General features: G+C 46.8%; 14 protein-coding genes. 4 read left to right on the plus strand and 10 right to left on the minus strand.

What is annotated here, in order from left to right; genetic code table 11:
• Positions 1–4 precede the first annotated feature (4 nt).
• The 3 genes from BUQ91_RS07670 to BUQ91_RS07680 form a co-directional block, all read right to left on the minus strand.
• Complete coding sequence (locus tag BUQ91_RS07670) at positions 5–304, minus strand: STAS domain-containing protein (protein ID WP_014547052.1); 300 nt, start codon at positions 302–304, stop codon at positions 5–7.
• Complete coding sequence (locus BUQ91_RS07675) at positions 304–3,228, minus strand: AMP-binding protein (RefSeq protein WP_254842282.1); 2,925 nt, start codon at positions 3,226–3,228, stop codon at positions 304–306. Before BUQ91_RS07675 ends, BUQ91_RS07670 begins: the two co-directional genes overlap by 1 nt.
• A 110-nt stretch (positions 3,229–3,338) precedes the next feature.
• Positions 3,339–6,470 carry an FtsK/SpoIIIE family DNA translocase gene (locus BUQ91_RS07680; RefSeq protein ID WP_074208763.1) on the minus strand — a complete coding sequence of 1,044 codons (3,132 nt, stop codon included), beginning with the start codon at positions 6,468–6,470 and terminating at the stop codon, positions 3,339–3,341.
• A 102-nt stretch (positions 6,471–6,572) separates the two neighbouring features.
• Between BUQ91_RS07680 and BUQ91_RS07685 the strand changes: the two genes are divergently transcribed.
• Positions 6,573–9,692: a CHASE2 domain-containing protein gene (locus BUQ91_RS07685; protein ID WP_074208764.1), complete on the plus strand. Its 3,120-nt coding sequence runs from the start codon at positions 6,573–6,575 to the stop codon at positions 9,690–9,692.
• Here the strand turns inward: BUQ91_RS07685 and panC are convergent, their stop codons facing one another.
• From panC to folK, 3 genes are read right to left on the minus strand one after another with little or no spacing between them, the layout of a single operon-like run.
• A complete protein-coding gene (gene panC / locus BUQ91_RS07690) occupies positions 9,693–10,541 on the minus strand; it encodes a pantoate--beta-alanine ligase (RefSeq protein WP_072826959.1) in 849 nt (282 codons plus the stop codon).
• Between the two features lie 2 nt (positions 10,542–10,543).
• Positions 10,544–11,194 carry a deoxynucleoside kinase gene (locus tag BUQ91_RS07695; RefSeq protein ID WP_072826958.1) on the minus strand — a complete coding sequence of 217 codons (651 nt, stop codon included), beginning with the start codon at positions 11,192–11,194 and terminating at the stop codon, positions 10,544–10,546.
• The gene (gene folK / locus BUQ91_RS07700) at positions 11,194–11,703 is read right to left on the minus strand and encodes a 2-amino-4-hydroxy-6-hydroxymethyldihydropteridine diphosphokinase (protein ID WP_074208765.1); all 510 of its coding nucleotides are present in this window, start codon (positions 11,701–11,703) and stop codon (positions 11,194–11,196) included. The genes BUQ91_RS07695 and folK overlap by 1 nt, the downstream gene beginning before the upstream one ends.
• Before the next feature lie 309 nt (positions 11,704–12,012).
• On the opposite strand from folK, the gene rho reads away from it, so the two are divergent.
• From rho to BUQ91_RS07715, 3 genes are all read left to right on the plus strand, one after another.
• On the plus strand, positions 12,013–14,067 hold the full coding sequence (rho, locus tag BUQ91_RS07705) for a transcription termination factor Rho (protein ID WP_371590733.1): 2,055 nt from the start codon (positions 12,013–12,015) through the stop codon (positions 14,065–14,067).
• Positions 14,068–14,364: 297 nt separating this feature from the next.
• Positions 14,365–15,171 (plus strand): pyrroline-5-carboxylate reductase, encoded by an 807-nt coding sequence (gene proC, locus BUQ91_RS07710; protein WP_072826956.1) that lies wholly within the window; start codon positions 14,365–14,367, stop codon positions 15,169–15,171.
• A 3-nt stretch (positions 15,172–15,174) separates the two neighbouring features.
• Complete coding sequence (locus tag BUQ91_RS07715; protein ID WP_074208766.1) at positions 15,175–16,542, plus strand: sigma-54 interaction domain-containing protein; 1,368 nt, start codon at positions 15,175–15,177, stop codon at positions 16,540–16,542.
• Here the strand turns inward: BUQ91_RS07715 and BUQ91_RS07720 are convergent.
• Genes BUQ91_RS07720 through BUQ91_RS07735 form a run of 4 tightly spaced genes read right to left on the minus strand, consistent with a single transcriptional unit; the run spans position 16,523 to position 20,223 of the window.
• Complete coding sequence (locus BUQ91_RS07720) at positions 16,523–17,476, minus strand: TraB/GumN family protein (RefSeq protein WP_074208767.1); 954 nt, start codon at positions 17,474–17,476, stop codon at positions 16,523–16,525. The two genes, BUQ91_RS07715 and BUQ91_RS07720, sit on opposite strands and share 20 nt — an antisense overlap.
• A gap of 35 nt (positions 17,477–17,511) precedes the next feature.
• On the minus strand, positions 17,512–18,474 hold the full coding sequence (locus tag BUQ91_RS07725) for a TraB/GumN family protein (protein WP_083601177.1): 963 nt from the start codon (positions 18,472–18,474) through the stop codon (positions 17,512–17,514).
• A 34-nt stretch (positions 18,475–18,508) separates the two neighbouring features.
• Positions 18,509–19,255 carry an ABC transporter ATP-binding protein gene (locus BUQ91_RS07730; RefSeq protein WP_254842283.1) on the minus strand — a complete coding sequence of 249 codons (747 nt, stop codon included), beginning with the start codon at positions 19,253–19,255 and terminating at the stop codon, positions 18,509–18,511.
• An 8-nt stretch (positions 19,256–19,263) separates the two neighbouring features.
• Entirely contained in the window at positions 19,264–20,223 is a 960-nt protein-coding gene (locus tag BUQ91_RS07735) for a FecCD family ABC transporter permease (protein WP_254794268.1), read from the minus strand.
• Positions 20,224–20,230 lie beyond the last annotated feature (7 nt).

Below are 20,230 nucleotides of genomic sequence, written 5' to 3' on the forward strand. Positions count from 1 at the left end.
TCTGTTACAAAATTCCAAACGCCACATCTAGCCCGGTCGCTTCGAGAACGTCCTTAAAATTCGGGCCCACATTTTCTAGTCGCATATTGCCCTGATTCTTTTTCAAAGTCTTGAAAGAAGAAAGCAACACGCGGATTCCTGCCGACGAAACAAAGTCGCACTCCTTGAAATCAAAAACAAGGGACTTTATCTTTTCGAGATGCGGAGCAAGGTATGTCGAAAGCTCTGGAGCCGTCACCGCATTCAACTCCCCCGAAAGTTCTACTTTCAATTCATCGCCATTTAAGTTTGACCTGATTTCCATTACATCTCCTTCAGTAGTTTTTCACAATTTTGAACGAATATCTCGGCAAATTTTTCCATGCTTTCTGGTTTATACAACGCTCCGTTGTAGTCAAAAAGAGCCTCGAATTCTTCAGGACTGTCAATAATTTCTAAATCCAGAGGACTTTCGCAGGCTGTAGGATACTTATCCGAAAAGATTCCCTCCACACCACTTATAATTTCATCTATAACACGATAATCATAAACATCGTTTTGGAATATGACCGTTGCAGCCCCGTTTTTTCGCATAAACCATTCGTCCAAGCAATACGAAAGGCTCGCATGATTTATCCCTTCTTCAATCTGTTTTTGTGCATTTTCCAAATACACGCGAGGGCTTTTTTCTTTTTCCATCGAAAAAGCAATAGGAATCTCGCGAATAAAAACACCTACCGAATTCATGGATTCTACATCGTTCCTGCCGTTCCAAACCCAACCGAACCGGACTAATTTGGAATTGTTGTACTGGCAAACCGACAACGCAAAAGCGGCACAATAAAACGCATTCTCTCCTATTTTTATTTTTTCGCAGAATTCTTTCACTTCATTTTTTGAGAACGGAAAGGGCTTTGTGACTTGACCATCTACATTTTCTTTCAAATCAAAATCAACCCTTGGAATGGCGTCATAATTCTCTTTTCTATAGCGGGATATAAAGAATTCCCTATCTTCTTCAAATGTCATTGAGTTTCTTAGTTCGTAATCCTTTTGAAGAAGCGGATAAAAATAATCCTTGGAGGGTTCATCTCCATGGTAAACACGGGAGAGATCTTTCAAAAAATGCTGTAACGAAAGACCATCACAAACAGTATGATAAACACATAAAAGAAGAAATTTTTCGTTTTTTGAACGGACAAGGCGACATCTGAAAAGTGGAGAGCCGTCTAAATTGAACGGGCGGGAAATTTCTTCTTCGGCAATCTTCAGTTCTGAGGCATTCATTTCCTCAACAGGAATTTCGTGGGAATTGTCTGCGGGTTTTCGAATATAAAACTCGGGTCCCCGTTTTTCAATGACACTGGACAAAACAGGACGGGCCGCAATTTCCTTTGAAAGGGCAGCAGAAAACTTATCCAAATCAATTTCGTCCGATAGTTTAAACTTATAGGCAAGATTCAACATTGTTGTTCCTGGCTGCTTGAAATCAAGATTCAGGAAATTCAGTTGCATCTCGTTTACAGGAACGCCCTTTCTTTCAAGCACACCACTCAAAAAAGCAGGACCTTTTTGAAAATGATTTTCTGCTTTTTGCCTTTGAACAAGTTCTGCAATTTTACGCGGAGTTCGTCCGCCATAGACAAACTTAAAAGAAAATGATTCTATAACATTGCGGCTTTCTGAAACAAGTTCCATTGCGCATATAGAATCTCCGCCTAAAAAGAAAAAGTCGTCATCGATTCCTATTTTGCGGTCTACATCAAGGACTTTCTCAAAAAGGTCGCATATTTTTTTCTGCAATTCATTTTCCGGTACAACGTAGCACAAGTCTTCAAGATTATCCGGTTCTTTTAGGGCTAGCTTGTCCACCTTGCCATTCGCATTGAAAGGAATTTCATCCAGCTTGACAAAAAACGAGGGAATCATAAATATCGGAAGGTAAGATTCCAATTTTTTAGCGGCTTCGGCAACATCTATTTCTTTTTCATCTTTATAATAAAGTCCGAGCCTTACTAAGCCGTTTTTTGCAAAAGCCTTTACAACGCAGAATTCAAGCGACAATGCCGATTTTGCGGCTGATTCAATCTCGGAAGGATCAACTCGGTTCCCGTTGATTTTCACCATATTGTCGATGCGACCTAGAATGGTGTATTTTCCGTCAGAGTCTTTTTTGGCGTAATCGGATGTTTTAAAATAATTTTTTCCATTATGCAAAATGAACTGGTCTTTTTCGTAATCCTTATTGTACCTTCTGAAAAACGGAAGCGCAATACAGAAAACACCCTCGTCCGCTTCGTTTCCATCTTCGTCAATCAAGACAATATCTGAATTGCAGGTGGCATAGCCAATGGGCGTATTGCGGTAGCTTTTATCCAGCGTAAAAAGGCATGAGGTATAACCAAATTCACTCGAGCCGTAAATATTGACTATATCAAACTCAGGAGAATAAATATCAGAAACAATTTCACCGCCTGTAAAACCCGCCCTAAGCGTAAAGCTAGGCATTTTCAGCATCGCCCTTAAGAAATGCGGAGTCATAAAAGTCGTGTCAATTCCGTTTATTGCAAAATACCGAGCAAGGTCTTTTATATCCCTAAGAAAATTAAAAGACAGAACATGGACTGTATTTCCGACAAACAATTCACCCATGGTAATATAGACGCCGCCCACATAACTTTCAGGAATCACATGCGCAAACCGGGATGGCGGATTGGAATAAGGTTCCATGAACCCACAGCATCCTTCAATCAAATTTTTATAAATTCCGTATTCCTGAGCCAAGCCCTTGGGGGTTCCCGTACTGCCCGAGGTGTAAATGTAAAAGGCAAGATCATGAGGCTTAGCTGTTTTTATTTCGGCACAGGGAACCTCCTTCATCGCCTCGTCCCAGCATTGCATGGTGAATTCGAGTTTGCAGTTGCAGTCTTTCTTGACAAAGGCAATACGCTCTGGCCCCATCATATCTTCTAGCGAGACCCAGGCAGCCCCCGCCATAATGACTCCCACACGAATAGCCATGTATTCCATTCCGCGCGGGACATGAATTGCAACCGTATCTTCACTCCCAATCCCTTTTTTACGAAGGTAGGCGTTCACCTTCTTGCTGTTTTCATAGAATTGCCGATATGTCGTATTCCGTTCGCCGTCATGGTCGACAACGGCAATTCGTTCAGAAAAGAGGTCTAACTTATCAAAATAAGCGGAAAGACTTTTTATTTCTTTTTGTTCTGAAAACAACTTTTTCACCTTCTTACGGAAAACAATCCCAACTTCAAATATAATCCATAACATTACAAAAAATAAAAAAGCAACTCCCATAGAGTTGCTTTTTCATTTAAAACAATTTTCAGGGAAGCCTAGCCGAATCTCCCGGAGCGTTCGAGTTGCATGAGTTCGTCCATTCCGATAAGCATGGCACGCGGTTTCGAATTGCCCTTGCTCGGGCCGCACACGCCAAGGCCATACAGCTGGTCCACAATCTTCCCGGCTCGGCTGTAACCCACGCTAAAGTGACGTTGCACCGCCGAAGTCGAAAGGCCGTTCACGCTAATCGCCCATTGCGCGACTTCGAAAAGCAACTTGTCAAGCTTTTCGTTTTTCAGCGAACCGCCGCCTTCGTCGTCGCCATCTTCGCCGCCCGAGACATCGAACGATTCCACCTGCGGGTAGAATACGTTCTGGTCAGAGCAGGCGTCGGCCAAGCGTTCGGCTTCTTCATCGCTCAAAAACGCACCGTGTACGCGCACCGGATCCGGATCGTTCACGGCCTTGTAAAGCATGTCGCCACGGCCCAAAAGCTTTTCGGCACCGGCATGGTCCATTACCGTGCGGGCGTCAATCTGCGATGCCACCTTGAAGCTGATTCGCGTCGGCAAGTTTGCCTTGATGATACCCGTAATGACCTTCACGGACGGACGCTGCGTTGCCAGCACCAAGTGGATACCCACGGCACGAGCCTTTGCGGCCAAACGAGCTACAGACTTTTCGATTTCCTTGCCGGCAACCATCATGAGATCCGCCATTTCGTCGATAATCACGACGATAAACGCCATGCGATGGCCGCGGTCTTCTTCAGGGACTTCATCCGGCAATTCGCCCGCTTCAAACTTTGCGTTGAAACCGCCAATGTTACGCACCTTTGCAGATGCCAAGACTTCCGTACGGCGGTCCATCTCGTAGCAGAGCCACTGGAGCGCCTGGATAGCAATTTCGGGCTTCGTGATGACAGGCGCCAAGAGGTGCGGGATGTTTTCGTACATCTTGAGTTCCACCGCCTTCGGGTCCACAAGAATCATGCGGAGTTCATCCGGAGTCTTGCTGAATAGCATCGACGCCATGAGCGCGTTAATGCAAACAGACTTACCGGAACCCGTCTGACCTGCAATAAGCAAGTGCGGAGCCTTCGCCAAATCCATCGTGAACGATTCACCTGTAATGTCCTTGCCTAGCGCCACGAGAATCTTGTCCGGCGCGGGCTTAAACTTTTCGCTCAAGAACACATCACGGCAGAACACCGTCTGGAATTTGCGATTCGGGATTTCAACGCCCACGGCAGCCTTGCCAGGAATCGGCGCCAAAATACGAATCGACGAGACCTTCAGCGGGAGCGCCAAATCTTCTTGCAATGCCGAGAAGCGACTCACCTTCACGCCCGGCCCCGGTTCCACTTCAAAACGGGTAATCATCGGGCCCGTTTCGCAACCAATCACGCGGCCCTTGACCTTGAAGTTTTCAAGCTTTTCTTCAAGCATCTTGCCGATGGCATTCAGCTCTTCTTCAGTGTAGTCGGCCGTCTGCACTTCGTGCGTGTCGAGAATCTTTGCAATTTCCGGAACTTTGTATTCATCGTAAGAGGCTGTAGGCGCGGGCGGAATTTGAGCAGACTGGACAGCCTTCGCTGCTGGGCGCGCACTTTCACCAGCATTTGCGCGACCTTCACCACCGCGAGAACGGCCAGCAAACTCACCTTCACCAAAAGTCGGGTCCTCGCCTACTTCGTCCGCAGTCACAACTACAGGAGCAAAGGTTTCATCATCTTCAACAGCCGGGCTTCCCGGGAAATCTTCAACGTAGGCACCATCGCCACCCAAAAGATCTTCGGCATGGATTGCAGCACGCGTTGCTACAGAATCCGAAAGCGTTGCATCACGCACCACCGTATTCGCCATCGTTTGCGGTTTCGCGGATTGCGGCACATCAGCACGACCAACAACAGTCCTTTCGGCAGTTCGGCGTGCAGCCACATTCGCTTCATTTTGAGCAGCGCTAGCAGCATTGGCTGTAGCATTCAGAGTTTCGGCATCACCGTTACGGCGCACATCGCCCTTAACCTGCATACGACCACGATGACCTTTTTCCCAATCAATCAAGTCGCGCGCACGGCGCAACGCCCCAATGCGTTCCTTGATTTCCAAAATCTGGAGCGCATTCATGTGGCGTTCATTCAAGCGAAGTTCTTCTTCCAAACGACGAATTTCCGGATCTTCCATTCCGCTAGCATCGTCAGCACCACCCAACGTAGCCCCAGAAGGCACAATCCCAATCGGCGCATTCGCCGCAACATTTCCCGGCACAGCGTTACCTGGAACATTTCCCGCCGCATACTGAGGTAATCCAAACGCATCGTTCCCGACTTGAGTCTGCATATCCGAGCGGCTTACATCGAGTTCATCCGTGAGCCAGTTATGGCGACCATTGAACGGTTCGACCTTTCCGCGCCTGCGCATTTTCACGGAATCCGGAACAAAAATCATCGTTTCGTCTTCCATCACCACGCCTTTGCGGAGCGTCTTTTTCTCGGATTCCTTCTTATCCTTTACTGTCGGGACTTCAACCGTTTCCACCTCAATCGTACCCTGCGAACGGCGTTGTCCAAATACACCGCACATGTACCGCATCGTCTGTGCTACAAACTTAAAGTGACGCGGACGCACGCCAAACGAAAGAACAAGAATCAACGCCAACGTTGTCAAAAGCAAAATCAGCGGAGCAACAAACGAAACACGCCCAAACACGGGTATCGCCAAGTTCTGCAAAAAGAACTCACCCAAGACGCCACCGCTCATCGAGAGCGCATCATTCGAAACACTCTTAACGCCAAAATTCTTGAGTGACATGAGGAACGACACGTTTACCACAAGCAAACTTGCGCCCACAGCAAATCGCAACAACTTCGTCCGGAGCGATGCAATCGCAATAAAAAGTCCCCAAAGGACAAGCGCAGCCGTAAACACGACAACCGCCACACGCCCAAACAGGAACGTCATAAAGCCCGGGAACATAACCCCAAAATAATTGCCAAGCCAGTTTTCATTTTCGCCCACAATCGAAATCGTAATGCAGCCAAGCAACAGGACGACACCGGCAATCAACACCAAATAACCCACCATCATCGTGATAAAGTACGAATCCGGCTCTTGAACATTCTTTTTCGGTTCAACTTTAGTTTTCTTCGGTTTCTTTACAGTTTTTTTCTTCTGAACAGCCAAAAATACGCTCCTCTATTTACATATCTAAATATAGTCTAATCTAGGCCTTAATTTTTGCTCAAAAAATGACACTATTTACTCAATTATTATTTTTTTCATGACATGAATCAAAAAAATTTAAAATTTCTTAAAAAACTTATTTCGGGGCTCTTCTTTTCGGCTATCGCCGTAGTCCTCATCATTATTTTCGGAGATCCCCAAGATAACTACACCGCCGAATCGGCAGAAAATATTTTCTACGACCAGTTTTTCAAATTGACAACTGGTGTTAGCGATTCCATCATCATAAAGACCGATGAAGGCGATACAGCCACAATAGCAACAAGCGACCTCGGGAAATACCAGGAAGAACAAAAAAAAGAGACAATCAAAGTCCTAGGAAACAAGGATAACAACGATTCAAATATCGTTATCGTTGATATTGACGAAAAATCGTTGCAAAAACTAGGCAGCTACTACACTTGGGACAGATCCATCCATGCGCAAGTCATCAAGAATTTAAGCGAAGGCGGAGCTGCTGCAGTTGCATTCGATATTCTCTTTAAAGATGCCGACTTCGGCAAAAGAAGAGCAGAACAATGCCAAAACATTCTCACAACATTGGCCCCCGATACAAGTCACGTCAACCTTTTTTCGCAAATCCAGTCCTATTACAATTTTGATTCCATGCTCGTCGAATCCACACGCAATTCGGGAATATGCATCGTCAGTTACTTGTTGAACTTCACCTCGTACTATAAGAACAAAAGCGATTGGTACCCACTAAGCACTTGGGATCGAGCCAAAAAAGTCGGTTTCTCGTCTACATTCCAATTAAACCAAGCCGATAAGCCCGAAGAGATTGAATCACGCCAACTTCTCGACAACATTTTCCCAGAACTCGCTCAAGCCGGAGCTCGTCTTGGAGCCGTAAACGCTTACCCCGATAACGACGGAACCATTCGTCGAATCAACATGTTGTACAAATTCCCAGATGTCGAAAATGAAAAGCTCGCCCCACAGCGCATTTATTCGACGCTTTCATTGATGACCATATTGCACCTTTTCCACAAGAATCCCAAAGATGTTAAAATCAAAATGGGGCAATACATTGACATCGGAAAACCGTTCGGGATTTACCGCGATTCCATCGGCGAATTCCACACGACATATCCAAACTTTACATACCCCATGTTTATCGGCTTGCGCGACAAGATGAAAGAAATTAAAGAAAGCGGGGTGCAAAAAATAAGTCTCGTCGAAACATCATCAAAAATTACCGCAAAGAGAAACAATAACGGACACATCGTTTTTGATTTCTTTGTCGATGATGACCAACATGCAAACGACACGCTCTCAAGAATTTTACGAAAACTTTCAGAAGACATTTTTGAAAAAGTAAATGAAAGCGAATCCGTTGATTTAGGTCATGGATTTGCAATGAAAAAAAGCGAAGATGACGAAAACATTTACATCATCACGGATAAAGAAGATAACGAAATCAGTATTACGCCAAGCGTTCTCAAGACAATTCATTTTTACGAACCCAGCTACCGCAAAATCAGAATCGGTGAGCACAAGCATTTGTCTCACTACATGAATATAAGTTACAACAAGGCAAAAAATGAATGGTCCGCTTCATTCAGCTTTTTCACGAATAGAATCCTGAACGAAATTTCTAGCGTTACCGATGCGCAAATCAACAATCTAAAGCCCGGCGAAGAACTCCGATTTGGCCCATACAAGCGCATTCCCATTGACAAGCACGGCAAATATCTTATTAAGTACAAAGGTCGATTCAACCTCATTTCGCCAGAAGCAAGAACTTTCAAGCATGTATCCTATTATGATGTTTACAAGGATTCTACAAATATCGACCAACACGCCGGAAAAACGTTTATTCTCGGTTCCTCCGTTTCTGCACTTCTTGATATTGTAAATGGCCCCCACGAAGAAAATCTCCCAGCCATTCTCGTCCATGCCAACATTATAAAGAACATTCTCGAAGACGAATACTTAACGATTTTAAAAGAAGATTACCAATGCTACATAGTCATCTTAATCGCTATTATCTGTATGCTCATCGGGCTTTACTGCAGTAGCATTATATCACTAATTTCGGCAGTCATCATAATCATTCTTTATACATTATCAGCCTACATTTGTTTCAAGCACAACATCTACATCGGGGTATCAAGGCCACTACTCACAATAATTGTGACAAACACCTTTGCCATGGTCGTGCAAGCATTTTTTGAAAATAGAGAAAAGAAATTTATTACAAATTCTTTCAAGCAGTACATGGCTCCGGAACTCATCGATGAAATTGTCGATAGCGGAGACATGCCGCAACTCGGCGGTGAAGAATCCGTTATTACCGCATACTTTACCGACATTCAAGGATTCTCGACTTTTTCCGAACAGATTGGCAGTGCAAGCAAACTCGTTGAACTGTTGAACGAATACCTGACTGCAATGACCGACGTGCTTACGGTCAAAAACAAAGGCGCTCTCGACAAATACGAAGGAGACGCCATCATCGCCTTCTTTGGAGCTCGATGGGAAAAGAAGATTAAGGACCTTGATGACCCCGCCATGCGCGCCTGCGAAACGGCTCTCGACATGCAACGCGAGCTATTGAGGCTCCGCAAAAAATGGATTAGCGAAGGTAAAAAATGGCCCAAGGTTGTACACGAGATGCACATGAGAATCGGTATCAACACAGGTTACATAGTGACGGGTAACATGGGTTCCAACATGCGCAAGAACTTCACCATGATGGGTGACGAAGTGAACCTCGCCGCTCGCCTAGAAAGTGTCGCAAAGCAATACGGCGCGTACATTCATGTATGCAAGAATACAGTCGATCAACTTGTGGAGCAAGGTACAAACGGCAAATACATCTACCGCTCACTTGACTTTATCCGCGTTGTCGGTAAAGATAAGCCGGTCGAGACATTCGAATTTTTGGCCTACGCAAACGATGACAATGCAATGGTTTTGAATAAGCTTGTTTCAATTTGGGAACAAGCTCGTGGAGCATACCTTGCCATGGAATGGGACAAGGCAATCGAGCTCTTTACCCAATGTTTGGAATTTGAGCCGCATTTACCGGAGCGCGATCCCGGAAGCAAGACATGCCCAAGCCTAGTCTATATCAACCGCTGTACCGCCTATAAACAAAAACCGCCCACAATCGCGGGCGATAAATGGGACGGTGTGTTTACTGCTACTGAGAAGTAACTAGTTCAATTCCATATTGTCAATAAGGCGCGTCTTGCCGAAGAATGCGGCAGCCAAGATAACAGCTTTATCTTCGCCCAAGGCGCCATTGCACTTCTGCAAAGTTTTCTGGCTTGCGACTTCGACATACTGAACGACGCCGCGAGCAGCCACGATGGACTTCACGACAATGTCACGAATTTTCGAAACGCTGCGTTCACCCGCTTCGTAAGCAGCCTTAGCAGCCTTCAAACCATTGTAAATGCCAAGAGCCTGAGCGCGTTCTTCGTCGGTCAAGTATTCGTTACGGCTAGAACGAGCAAGGCCGCTTTCTTCACGAACAATCTTCACGCGGTGAATCTTGATGTTAAAGTTCAAATCCTTCACCATCTTTTCGATCAAGAACACCTGCTGGTAATCCTTTTCGCCAAAGAAGGCATCGTTTGCACCCGAAATCAGGAACAACTTGGAAACGACCGTCAACACGCCACGGAAGTGTCCCGGGCGGTAAGCACCGCAATACATCGATTCGAGTTGTTCATCACGAACAAGCGTCATCGGATCGCCATCAGGGTACATTTCTGCGACAGACGGAGCAAAAACAAAGTCGGCACCTATCGATTCCGCAAGTTTTGCATCGGCTTCCAAGCGCTTGGGATACTTGTCCAAATCCTCGTTCTTACCGAACTGGATAGGGTTTAAAAACACACTTACAACAGTCACATCGCACTCGCTCACGGAAGCCTTGATAAGAGCGCCATGACCTTCATGGAGTGCACCCATCGTTGGAACGAGACCGATTCTTTTCCCTTCTTTCGCAAGAGGTGCAAGCGTTTGACGTAGGGAATCGATAGACTTAATTATCTGCATGATTAGATACCTTCTGGAACAAAATAAGTCGTTTGACTTGGGCAGGACGCAATCGCGTTCAATACCATTTGCAAATGGCTTTCGTTATGAACAAAATCAATATTATCAGTGTTGATTATCAGCACAGGAGCGTCGGTATAATGCCAAAAATGATGGTCGTAGCGGTCCTGCAAATCGCTCAGGTAGTTACCGTCAATGGTCTTTTCCATCGCGCGGCCACGGCCCCTGATGCGTTTCAAAAGTGTAGAAACACTCGCCTGCAAATAGACAACGTAGTCCGGCTTGCGGATATCGTGGTTCAAGGCGTTCGACACTTGGTCATACATTGTAAGTTCGTTTTCGGTGAGGTTCTGCGAGGCAAAGATGCGGTCTTTGTCGAACGTATAATCGCTCACCAGCAAATCGTGGAACAAGTCACTCTGCAGCGCAGAATTCTGAAGTTGCTTAAAACGGTCAAGCAAAAAGAACAACTGCGTCTGGAAGGCGTACGCCGAGCGGTTCTCGTAAAATTTGGGCAAGAACGGATTGTCAGCAAAATTTTCTTCGATAAACATCGCGTTCCAGCGTTCACAAATGGCGCGCGCAAGCGAAGTCTTACCAACGCCAATCACACCTTCAATTGCCATAAAATGAATGTTCTTGTCTGCAAGCATCAGGGTTCCTCCCCTTTTATGACACGGAACGGAATTTTATCTTCACGCTGAAGCAGTTCTGAAAGCAAGTCCTTTACGGCCTTGTTCGTCTTTGGGTCCACCCAGTCCGGAGCAATGTCGTTCAACGGCACGAGCACGAACTGACGGTTGTAAACCTGCGGATGCGGAATTGTCGGGCGTCCTGCGCAAACTTCACGTCCAAAGAACAGCAAATCCAGGTCTACTTCTCTAGAATTCCAATGTCCGCGGTCCTTACGCCCAAGAATAAGTTCGGAACCCTTTAAGTAATACAAGAGTTTCGTCGGGTCACCATCGTACCAGAAACTCACCACCTGATTAAAATAAGGCCCTTGACCAGCCGGTCCAACAGGAGGAGTTTCATAAATCGGGCTTTCGACCCAACCACCCGCGCTCACGCGGCAGAGCATATCCCTCCCAGCTTTCAAGTGGGCCGAGCGGTCAGGAAGGTTGCTTCCAAGTGCTATATATACTCTGTTTAAGGATTCCACGCCCCAAATATAGTCATTTTTTAGTTAATAGATACTAGTCATTGGTCGTTAGTTACTAGCGATTAAAAAAAAGAAATTTTCTAAGAACCAATAACTAGTGACTAAGAACTAAGAACTCGCAATATTTTTCACAAAAAAAAATTTTTTTATGACATTTCGCAAATTATTATGTATCTTTTAACCCGTTCCGCCATTTCGGAACGTAATAATTTTAATCATCAATAAATTTTAAGGGGCTGCAAGCCCTTATTATCCATTCACTATATTAGTCTATTTCATTTTATTGAAATTCAATTATAGGACGCTATCGTGCCCAGAACACCTAAGAATCAGAGTTTAGAACAAAATAGTCAGGAAAAGTCCTTGACCGACATCGTTTATCCCGAAAGCACAGGAATTCTAGTTCCTGAATACCTCGGCACACCCGACAAGCTCCCTGAAAATACAGAAGAAGCTCCGCAGCCGAAGCGCCGTGGCAGAAAGCCAAATCCCAAGACAAAGGCCCGCAAAGAACCCGAATTCGAACAAAACGCTCAAGCCGAAGTCGAACCTGAATTTCAAGAAAAGAGACAGCCGGTTGATGGCATTGCCGCAGCCGAAAAGCGACTCGCTGAACAATACGGCGTAGCAAACATCGACGCTATTTCTGAACCGATTTACACGAATACCGCACCTTACAGCGAAACATCGAACGAGCAACTTGGCGAACAAACAATCTTCACCGCCGAAAACGCAGGCGAGCAAGCTGTTCAAGCAACAGAATCCGCTCCGATTCAAGGTGAAGCTACAGCAGACCCGAACGCTCAACAGCAAGGTGAAGCACAGGCTCAAAACGGCGAAGGTCAAGATGACCGCCGCTTCAACAACCAAAACGGAAAATTCCAGAACGGTAAGTTCAATAAGAACAACAAGTTCAACAAGAACAACCGCAACAACCGCAATTTCCAACAAGAAGAATTTGTCGATGATTCTGCAACGCTCCCGGCTCCAGGTTCCGAAGCTATTTTAAAGGCAAAGGAAAACTGGCTCAAGTTCCGCAAGCTATCCATGAGCGAACTCCAGGAACTCGCCGTGCAAAAGGAAGTGGACTTCCGCAGAATGCGCAAGCAGTCCCTCAACTACATTTTGCAGAGCCTCGAAAACGAAGGCAATATCATTTATACGGAAGGCGTTCTCGAAGTCACGCCGCAGGGTCACGGATTCCTCCGCATGCCGGATCAGAACTACCAGACCAGCACGGATGACGTTTACGTGAGCCAAAACCTTATCCGTAAATTCAACCTCAAGATTGGCGATACGATTGAAGGCCTTGTGCGCACGCCTCGCGAACAAGATAAGTACTTCTCCATGCGCCGCATTGACCGCGTGAACTTTGAAGAACCGGACAAGATGCGCCGCCGCGTGGCATTCGAATATTTAACGCCGATTCACCCGGAAGAAAAGATCCACCTCGAATGGAACGAAACGGAATACAGCACCCGTATCATGGACTTGTTCTCCCCAATCGGTAAGGGTCAGCGCAGTATCATCCTCGCTCCTCCGCGTACCGGTAAGACCGTTCTTTTGCAGAACGTGACCCGCGCTATTGCAAAGAACCATCCTGAAATCATCCTCATCACGCTCCTCATTGACGAACGTCCGGAAGAAGTCACCGAAATGCGTGACATCATCACGGACATCAAGGAAAAGGCAGCCGAAAAGGGTATCGAAATCAAGGCCGAAGTCGTCGCCTCCACGTTCGATGAACCGCCCGAGCACCACACCCGCGTGGCAAACATGGTCTTGGAAAAGGCAAAGCGCCTCGTCGAAAGCCAGAAGGACGTCGTGATTTTGCTCGACTCCATCACGCGTTTCGCTCGTGCAAACAACGTTGTGATTCCGCACTCCGGCAAGATTTTGTCTGGCGGTGTGGATGCCAACGCCATGCAGTTCCCGAAGAAGTTCTTCGGTGCCGCCCGTAAGATTCAGGACAAGATCCGCACCGTCAAGAACGAAGACGGCTCCATCACAGAAGAAGTCCAGAAGAATGGTTCACTCACCATCATCGGTACCGCCCTTATCGAAACGGGTAGCCGCATGGACGAAGTGATCTTCGAAGAATTCAAGGGCACCGGCAACATGGAACTCGTGTTGGACCGCCGCATCGCAGAAAAGCGCATTTGGCCCGCCATTGACGTGTTCAAGTCCGGCACCCGCAAGGAAGAACGCTTGCTTACGCTTCTCGAACAGAATGCCGCTTGGAACTTCAGACGCGGTAGCCAGAACGAGACGGAAACAGGCATCATGGAGAACCTGCTTAAGCTCATGAGTAAGCTCAAGACCAACGCAGAACTCCTCGCCGTTCTCTCCAAACCGAAAGTCTAAAAAAGAATTTAGCGGAACGCTCACAAGGCGTTCCGTTTTTTTCATTACGACGTCCCCCAGTTTGTCATCCTGGAGCCGAAGGCGATAGGATCTATAATTTCTGGAGACCTCATTTGGGACGGCATCCCCTTTTTACCACCTCTGTCATGCCGGACTTTGTTCCGGCATCGCCTTTTTACAAACAAAAAATTTTTACGTTTACAATCGTAACGTCATTGCTAAAAGCGAACACAACTTTCGTCATTACGTGAAGCGAAGCGCCGAAGCAATCCATTAAGCTTTAAAAAAGGAATAAAAATGAACAATACGATTTTCTTTGCCGGTACTGGTAACATGGGCGGAGCCATCCTCCGCGGTCTTTTGAACGCAGGCACAGATGCCAAGAACATTTTCTTCTTTGATCCAAGCGACAAGGCTGCCGAAGCCGTAAGCGCCCTCGGTTGTGTCCGCGTTTCTAGCTTTGCCGAAGGTATCGAAAAAGCAAACGTCACGTTCCTCTGCGTCAAGCCGCAGATTTTCAAGCTCGTCGCTGCCGAATGGAAGGCTGCAGCAGCAACGCTCAAAAGCGAAAAGACCTTCATCAGCATCATGGCTGGCGTTGTCCGCAAGAGCCTCATCGAAGTTCTTGGCGAAAAGAATCAGGTTCTCCGCGTGATGCCGAACTTGCCGCTTACCGTTGGCAAGGGCTCTGTGGGCCTTGCTACCGACGGAGTTTCCGAAGCAACGCTCAAGATTGCAGAAGAAATCTTCGGTAACATCGGTGTGACCTGCCGCGTTGCAGAATCCCTCATGGATGCTGTTACTGGACTTTCCGGCAGCGCTCCGGCATACGTCTTTGAATTCATCGAAGGACTTACCCGCGGTGGAGTGAAGGCTGGCCTCACCCGCGATGTCGCCCTCAAGCTCGCCCTCGGCACTATCGAAGGTAGCGTTGAACTCGTCAAGCAGTCCGGCAAGAGCCCCAGCGACCTCTGCGCTATGGTCTGCTCTCCGGCCGGCACGACAATTGCAGGCATCGACGCTCTCGAAGAAGGTGCATTCCGCAGCACGCTTATCAAGGCTGTTGTCGCCGGCACGAACCGCAGCAAGGAACTGGGCAAGTAAAACGTGCAATCTTCCATCGATTTTTTCACAAAAGAAACTGCAACATCCTCGTTCATCTTGGATGTGCTTTCTTCTGTGGACAACAAAGTCGATGTTCATTCGCCCCTAAATGACGATGTCTCCGAAATAGCAAACGCGCTCCGCGCTACACTTGCCCCCATCGTCATTTGGGACTTAGATTCCTTTACTGCAAAAAATGCAGAACTGCTTTCGGAGCTTCGCGAATACAATCCGGACTCCATGATTCTCGCCTATGCAGAATCACCCGAAAAGCACACAAACATTTCAAGCAAGCTCTACGACGCCATTCTCTCGACCGAAGCGCTCCGTTTACACTTGATGAGCAAAATTTCGCGTCTCAAGGAAATCTATAACGCAAAGCGCATTTTCCGTGAAAGAATGTCGCACCTCGTCGGTAAGAGCGAAGCAATGCAACGTTTGCGCAAGAACGTCGAACGCGCTATTTTGCACACAGGCCCCGTACTCATCCAAGGAGAATCTGGAGTCGGCAAAGATCTCATTGCTCGCGCCATCGCCTGCGTTTACGACAAATTCGTCACAGTCAACTGTAGCGCCATTCCCGAAGCGCTATTTGAGAGCGAACTTTTCGGCCACACACGCGGAGCGTTCACTGGAGCACAAAACGAACGCATCGGGCTTTTCGAAGATGCGAACGGCGGTGCCATATTCCTCGACGAAATCGGTGACATGCCGTTGCACGCTCAAGTCAAGCTTTTGCGTGTCATCCAGAATCACGAAATCCGCCCCATCGGAGCCAACAAAACCCGCCACATAGACGTACGCATTATCGCTGCCACGAACCGCGATTTGAAAGAAGAAATTTTCGAGAAACGATTCCGCGAAGACCTTTATTACCGTCTGAACGTTATCCCGATGCAGCTTTCACCGCTCCGCGATCGAAAAGAAGACATCGAAGATCTCGCCAATTACTTTATCCGCCAATATGCGCCCGCAGGCGAACCGTACACGCTCTCGCCCGAAGCCTTGAAAAAACTTCAAAATCACAATTGGCCAGGCAACATCCGTGAACTTGAAAACGTCATTCAACGCGCGCTCTGCTTTACGGACCCCGGCGTTTTAAGGCCCGAAGACCTGCAAATTGACGAAGACAACCACAAAAAAACAGATTTTTCAAGCGCTAGCCACGCGGCAATCAAAGCATTCAACGCCGATAGCTATGATGATTTTCGCGACATGCAACTCGACGAAGAACGAGAATTTCTAAAAGCAACTATCCGCAATTGCGATGGTTCCGTAAGCCTTGCCGCCGAGCGGCTTCGCATGAACCGCACCGCACTTTACAACCGTCTTGCACGCCTTGGCTTAAGCGTCAAAAACGTTCAATTTTAAAGCCGCGTTTGCGCAAAGCGTCTATGACGTTATCCTTTTCAAGCGCCAAATGCGCAACGCCAACAACTACAAAAACGTTTCTATCCTCACGCAAAAATGCCGCAATGGACTCCGCCATTTTTGCATTGCGGTTCACATAAATACGTTGTTCAATTTCATCCTTGAACTTCTGATCGCTAGAAGACGATTCCTCGCTTTCGTATTCTTCATCATCTTTGTTCAACAAGCTACGCAACAAATCGTCATCACCCGTTTTCCAGGCGTGAATCAAGTTTTTCACAAGCGTTTCAAATTCAGCAATTTCTCGCAAGGTTGTCTTTAAGTAATACACACCCGCCGAATCCGATTCCGTTGTATCAGCAAGTGCGCTAATCTGTTCTTCCGCAGTTTCCAAGTCCACAATAGCCTTGCCATCTGACGCCGCTCTATCCAAAAGCACATAGTCAATCCCGTATTCAGGATTCAATCCAGCCTGTTCAAATGCATACGCACTAAGCGTTGTCGCTACAAGCCAGGGGCGCATTTTTTCAAATACCACCATAGGAATATCCCAGACCGCACAAAGGCTATCTAAAGACTTCCACATTTCTGGCGGCAATATATCACGGAGCAACTTATCTTCAAGCATTCCCTGAGAAACCGATTCCTTACCAATCTCTTTCGCGACTTCTTCATCGTTCATGTTGATTTCAACAGCAAGTTCCTCAGCACGAGCAAACGCAGAATCAATCACAGGTGCAAGCGGATAAAGCGAGGAATCCGCCAAATGGATACTCCCCAGCACCCACACCGAAGAATTTTCATCAGAAATTTTCCACAAAAAATGTTTGCTTTCAGGCTGGACTTCATTTTTTTTTGAAGTTCCCGAACATGCGATTAAACAAGATGTCCAATACGCACAAAGCAAAGCAAACAAAATGTATCGTCTATTCATAATATAATTCTACAAAAAACAACTACAAATAGACTTTAGTAGCGTTCAATAATATAGCCACGATTTCTAAGGTTTTCAATCACATTATTTTTTTCAAAAGCCAAATGAGCTGTACCCACTACGACAAAAACATTTCGATCGTCACGCAAAAAACTTGCAACAGAATCAGCCATGTTCGCATTACGATCTACAAGAATATGTTGCGTCAATTCTTCCATAAATTGCAATTCGCTTGGCGTATAATCTTCTGTATTATCTTCACTCAACAAAAGATTCAACAATTCATCATCGCCAGATTTCCATGCGTGTACAAGATCCCTCATCATAGTTCTAGCTTTGGGAAGTTCACGCATGGTTGACTTCAAAAAACAGATGCCTGCCGAATCCGAATACGAATAACCAGCAAGAGCATCAATCTGTTCCTCAACAGTTTCTAAACTGATGATAGGTTTGCCACTCGCATTTGCATTTTTTATAAACACATTGTCAATTCCATATTCCGTTTTCATTCCTGCCATCATATACGCATAAGTGCTGATTGTCGAAGCAACCACCCAGGGGCGTTTCGTTTCAAAAGCACTTATAGGCAAGCCCCAAGACTTACAAACACTATCTAAAGAGTTCCACAATTCCGCAGGCAATACATCCCGCAACTTTTCCCCGGCAAGTTCTCCCCGCACTTTCACCTGCCATTGAAGGTCATTCATAACTTTTTCATCACTTGTATTTAGTTCAACAGCAAGTTCACTTGCGGTCGCAAAAGCCGAATCAATCACCGAAGGGAGCGGATAAAACGAAGCATCTGCTATATGGATACTTCCCAACAGCCACACAGAAGAATTTTCATCAGACACTTTCCACAAGAAATGTTTTTCGCCCCATGATTCCGACGGAGCCGATGGTGTTGAGGACTCCGAGCACGCCACCAAGATTGTAATAAAACTAAATATCAAACATGTGGCAAGAAACGAACGAAGTAATTGTAATTTATTCATCATAAACAAATCCTCTTTAAAACAATTTAAATATAAATTATTCGAAAGTTTCCGTCCAATCTAACAAGCCCGTTTTTCGAGCATCGGCTGTAGGCGCCACACGCACAGTACCTCCATTCACAACCATCATTTTATCGCAATAGCGTTCCGCGTATTCCACAGAATGAGTCGAAACAATAATGCCCATTTGACGTTCCATAGCAATTTTCTTGAGCAGACGGAACAGCGCATGACTACGCGGAATATCCAAGAACGCATTCGGTTCGTCAAGCAACAAAACCTTTACCTGTTGCGCGACCGCTTCCGCCAAAAACACACGGCTGCGTTCACCATCACTCAATTCAGCAATCGGACGATTTGCAAAAGCAGCAACATCCAAAAGATCCATCGATTCTTTGACAATGCGGTTATCTTCATCCGTACGGCTGTCAAAAATTCCAGAATACGGCGAACGTCCCAAGCGCACAAATTCGCTCACACTCATGCGAGGCGGTACCGCGCTCGACATCCGCACAAGCGAAATAGCCTGAGCACGTTCACGCGGAGCCCACTCTGTAAGCGTTTTGCCCTCTAGCGAAACCTCGCCTGCCACCGGCGAAAGCAAACCAGCAAAAGTTTTCAACAACGAACTTTTGCCGCAACCATTCTCGCCCATCAAAGCAACAACCGTTCCCGACGAGAGTGAAAAATCAAACGGGCTTTTCATTGTTTCAAGCGCCTTACCATAGCCGACAAGCAAATCCTTACATTCCAACAAAGCGTTCTGCGATTCAACATTCGTCATAAAGCCCCCTAAATCCGCGAACCGGAACCGCGCACAAGAACCCACATAATCACAGGAACACCCACCAGAGAAAGCACTGCATTCAGCGGCACCGAGGCCGGGAAAAGTCCACCCAAAAGCGCAAGCGCCATTCCACACAAAGCAGCCCCCGGCAAAAGCACACGATGATTTGTCGTCTTGAAAAGCAAATAAGCTAAATGCGGCACCGCAATTCCGATGAACGCCACCGGCCCGCAAAAAGCGGTTGTCGCACCCGCCAAAAGGCTCGCCCCAAGTAACACACAAATCTTAGAACACTTCACGTTCAGCCCAAGCCCATGTGCAAAATCATCTCCCAAAAGCGCAGCATTCAAATACCGCAATGAAACGCCAATCATCACTAATCCCACAAGCACAGCGGCCACAAAAATCCAGACATCACCAAGCGTCACGCGCCCAAAGCTTCCCATGCCCCACGCTACATAAACGCGCAACGATTCCGAAGAGTTCCCTGCAATCAAGACGCTTACAATCGAATCGATAAAGTACCCCGTTAAAAGCCCAACAATCAAAAGCACGCCCGTCTGCGCAAAACGCGTCGCCGCAAACATCACAACAAGTGTCACAAGCAAAGCCCCGAGCGCCGCCGAACCCAGCACGCCCACACTTCCAAAGCCAATACCCGCCAAAAGCGCAAGCGCCACACCGAGACTTGCGCCACTGCTAATGCCAAGTACAAACGGCCCCGCGAGCGGATTCCGGAATACCGTCTGTAGCGACAAGCCCGACACAGCAAGCGATGCACCCGCCAAAATCGCCGCAATCATTCGCGGGATTCTCAAGTTCCACAAGATGTTCGACGAAACATCCGCACCTGGGCTAAACAGCGCCTGCACCACCGACGAAAACGGGATATTCACCGCACCAAAGCAAAGCGTCGCTACGCACAGCAACACAATCAAAATCACCAACGCTATAAAACCAATCAACAATCGC

This window comes from Fibrobacter sp. UWB11 (genome assembly GCF_900143015.1).
Taxonomy (GTDB): domain Bacteria; phylum Fibrobacterota; class Fibrobacteria; order Fibrobacterales; family Fibrobacteraceae; genus Fibrobacter.

Bases quoted from the DNA above. Each gene is read 5' to 3' on its own strand.
- BUQ91_RS07670 (WP_014547052.1), bottom strand. From the start codon at position 304: ATGGAAATCAGGTCAAACTTAAATGGCGATGAATTGAAAGTAGAACTT.
- BUQ91_RS07685 (WP_074208764.1), top strand. From the start codon at position 6,573: ATGAATCAAAAAAATTTAAAATTTCTTAAAAAACTTATTTCGGGGCTC.
- panC (WP_072826959.1), bottom strand. From the start codon at position 10,541: ATGCAGATAATTAAGTCTATCGATTCCCTACGTCAAACGCTTGCACCT.
- BUQ91_RS07695 (WP_072826958.1), bottom strand. From the start codon at position 11,194: ATGCTTGCAGACAAGAACATTCATTTTATGGCAATTGAAGGTGTGATT.
- proC (WP_072826956.1), top strand. From the start codon at position 14,365: ATGAACAATACGATTTTCTTTGCCGGTACTGGTAACATGGGCGGAGCC.
- BUQ91_RS07720 (WP_074208767.1), bottom strand. From the start codon at position 17,476: ATGAATAGACGATACATTTTGTTTGCTTTGCTTTGTGCGTATTGGACA.
- BUQ91_RS07725 (WP_083601177.1), bottom strand. From the start codon at position 18,474: ATGATGAATAAATTACAATTACTTCGTTCGTTTCTTGCCACATGTTTG.
- BUQ91_RS07730 (WP_254842283.1), bottom strand. From the start codon at position 19,255: ATGACGAATGTTGAATCGCAGAACGCTTTGTTGGAATGTAAGGATTTG.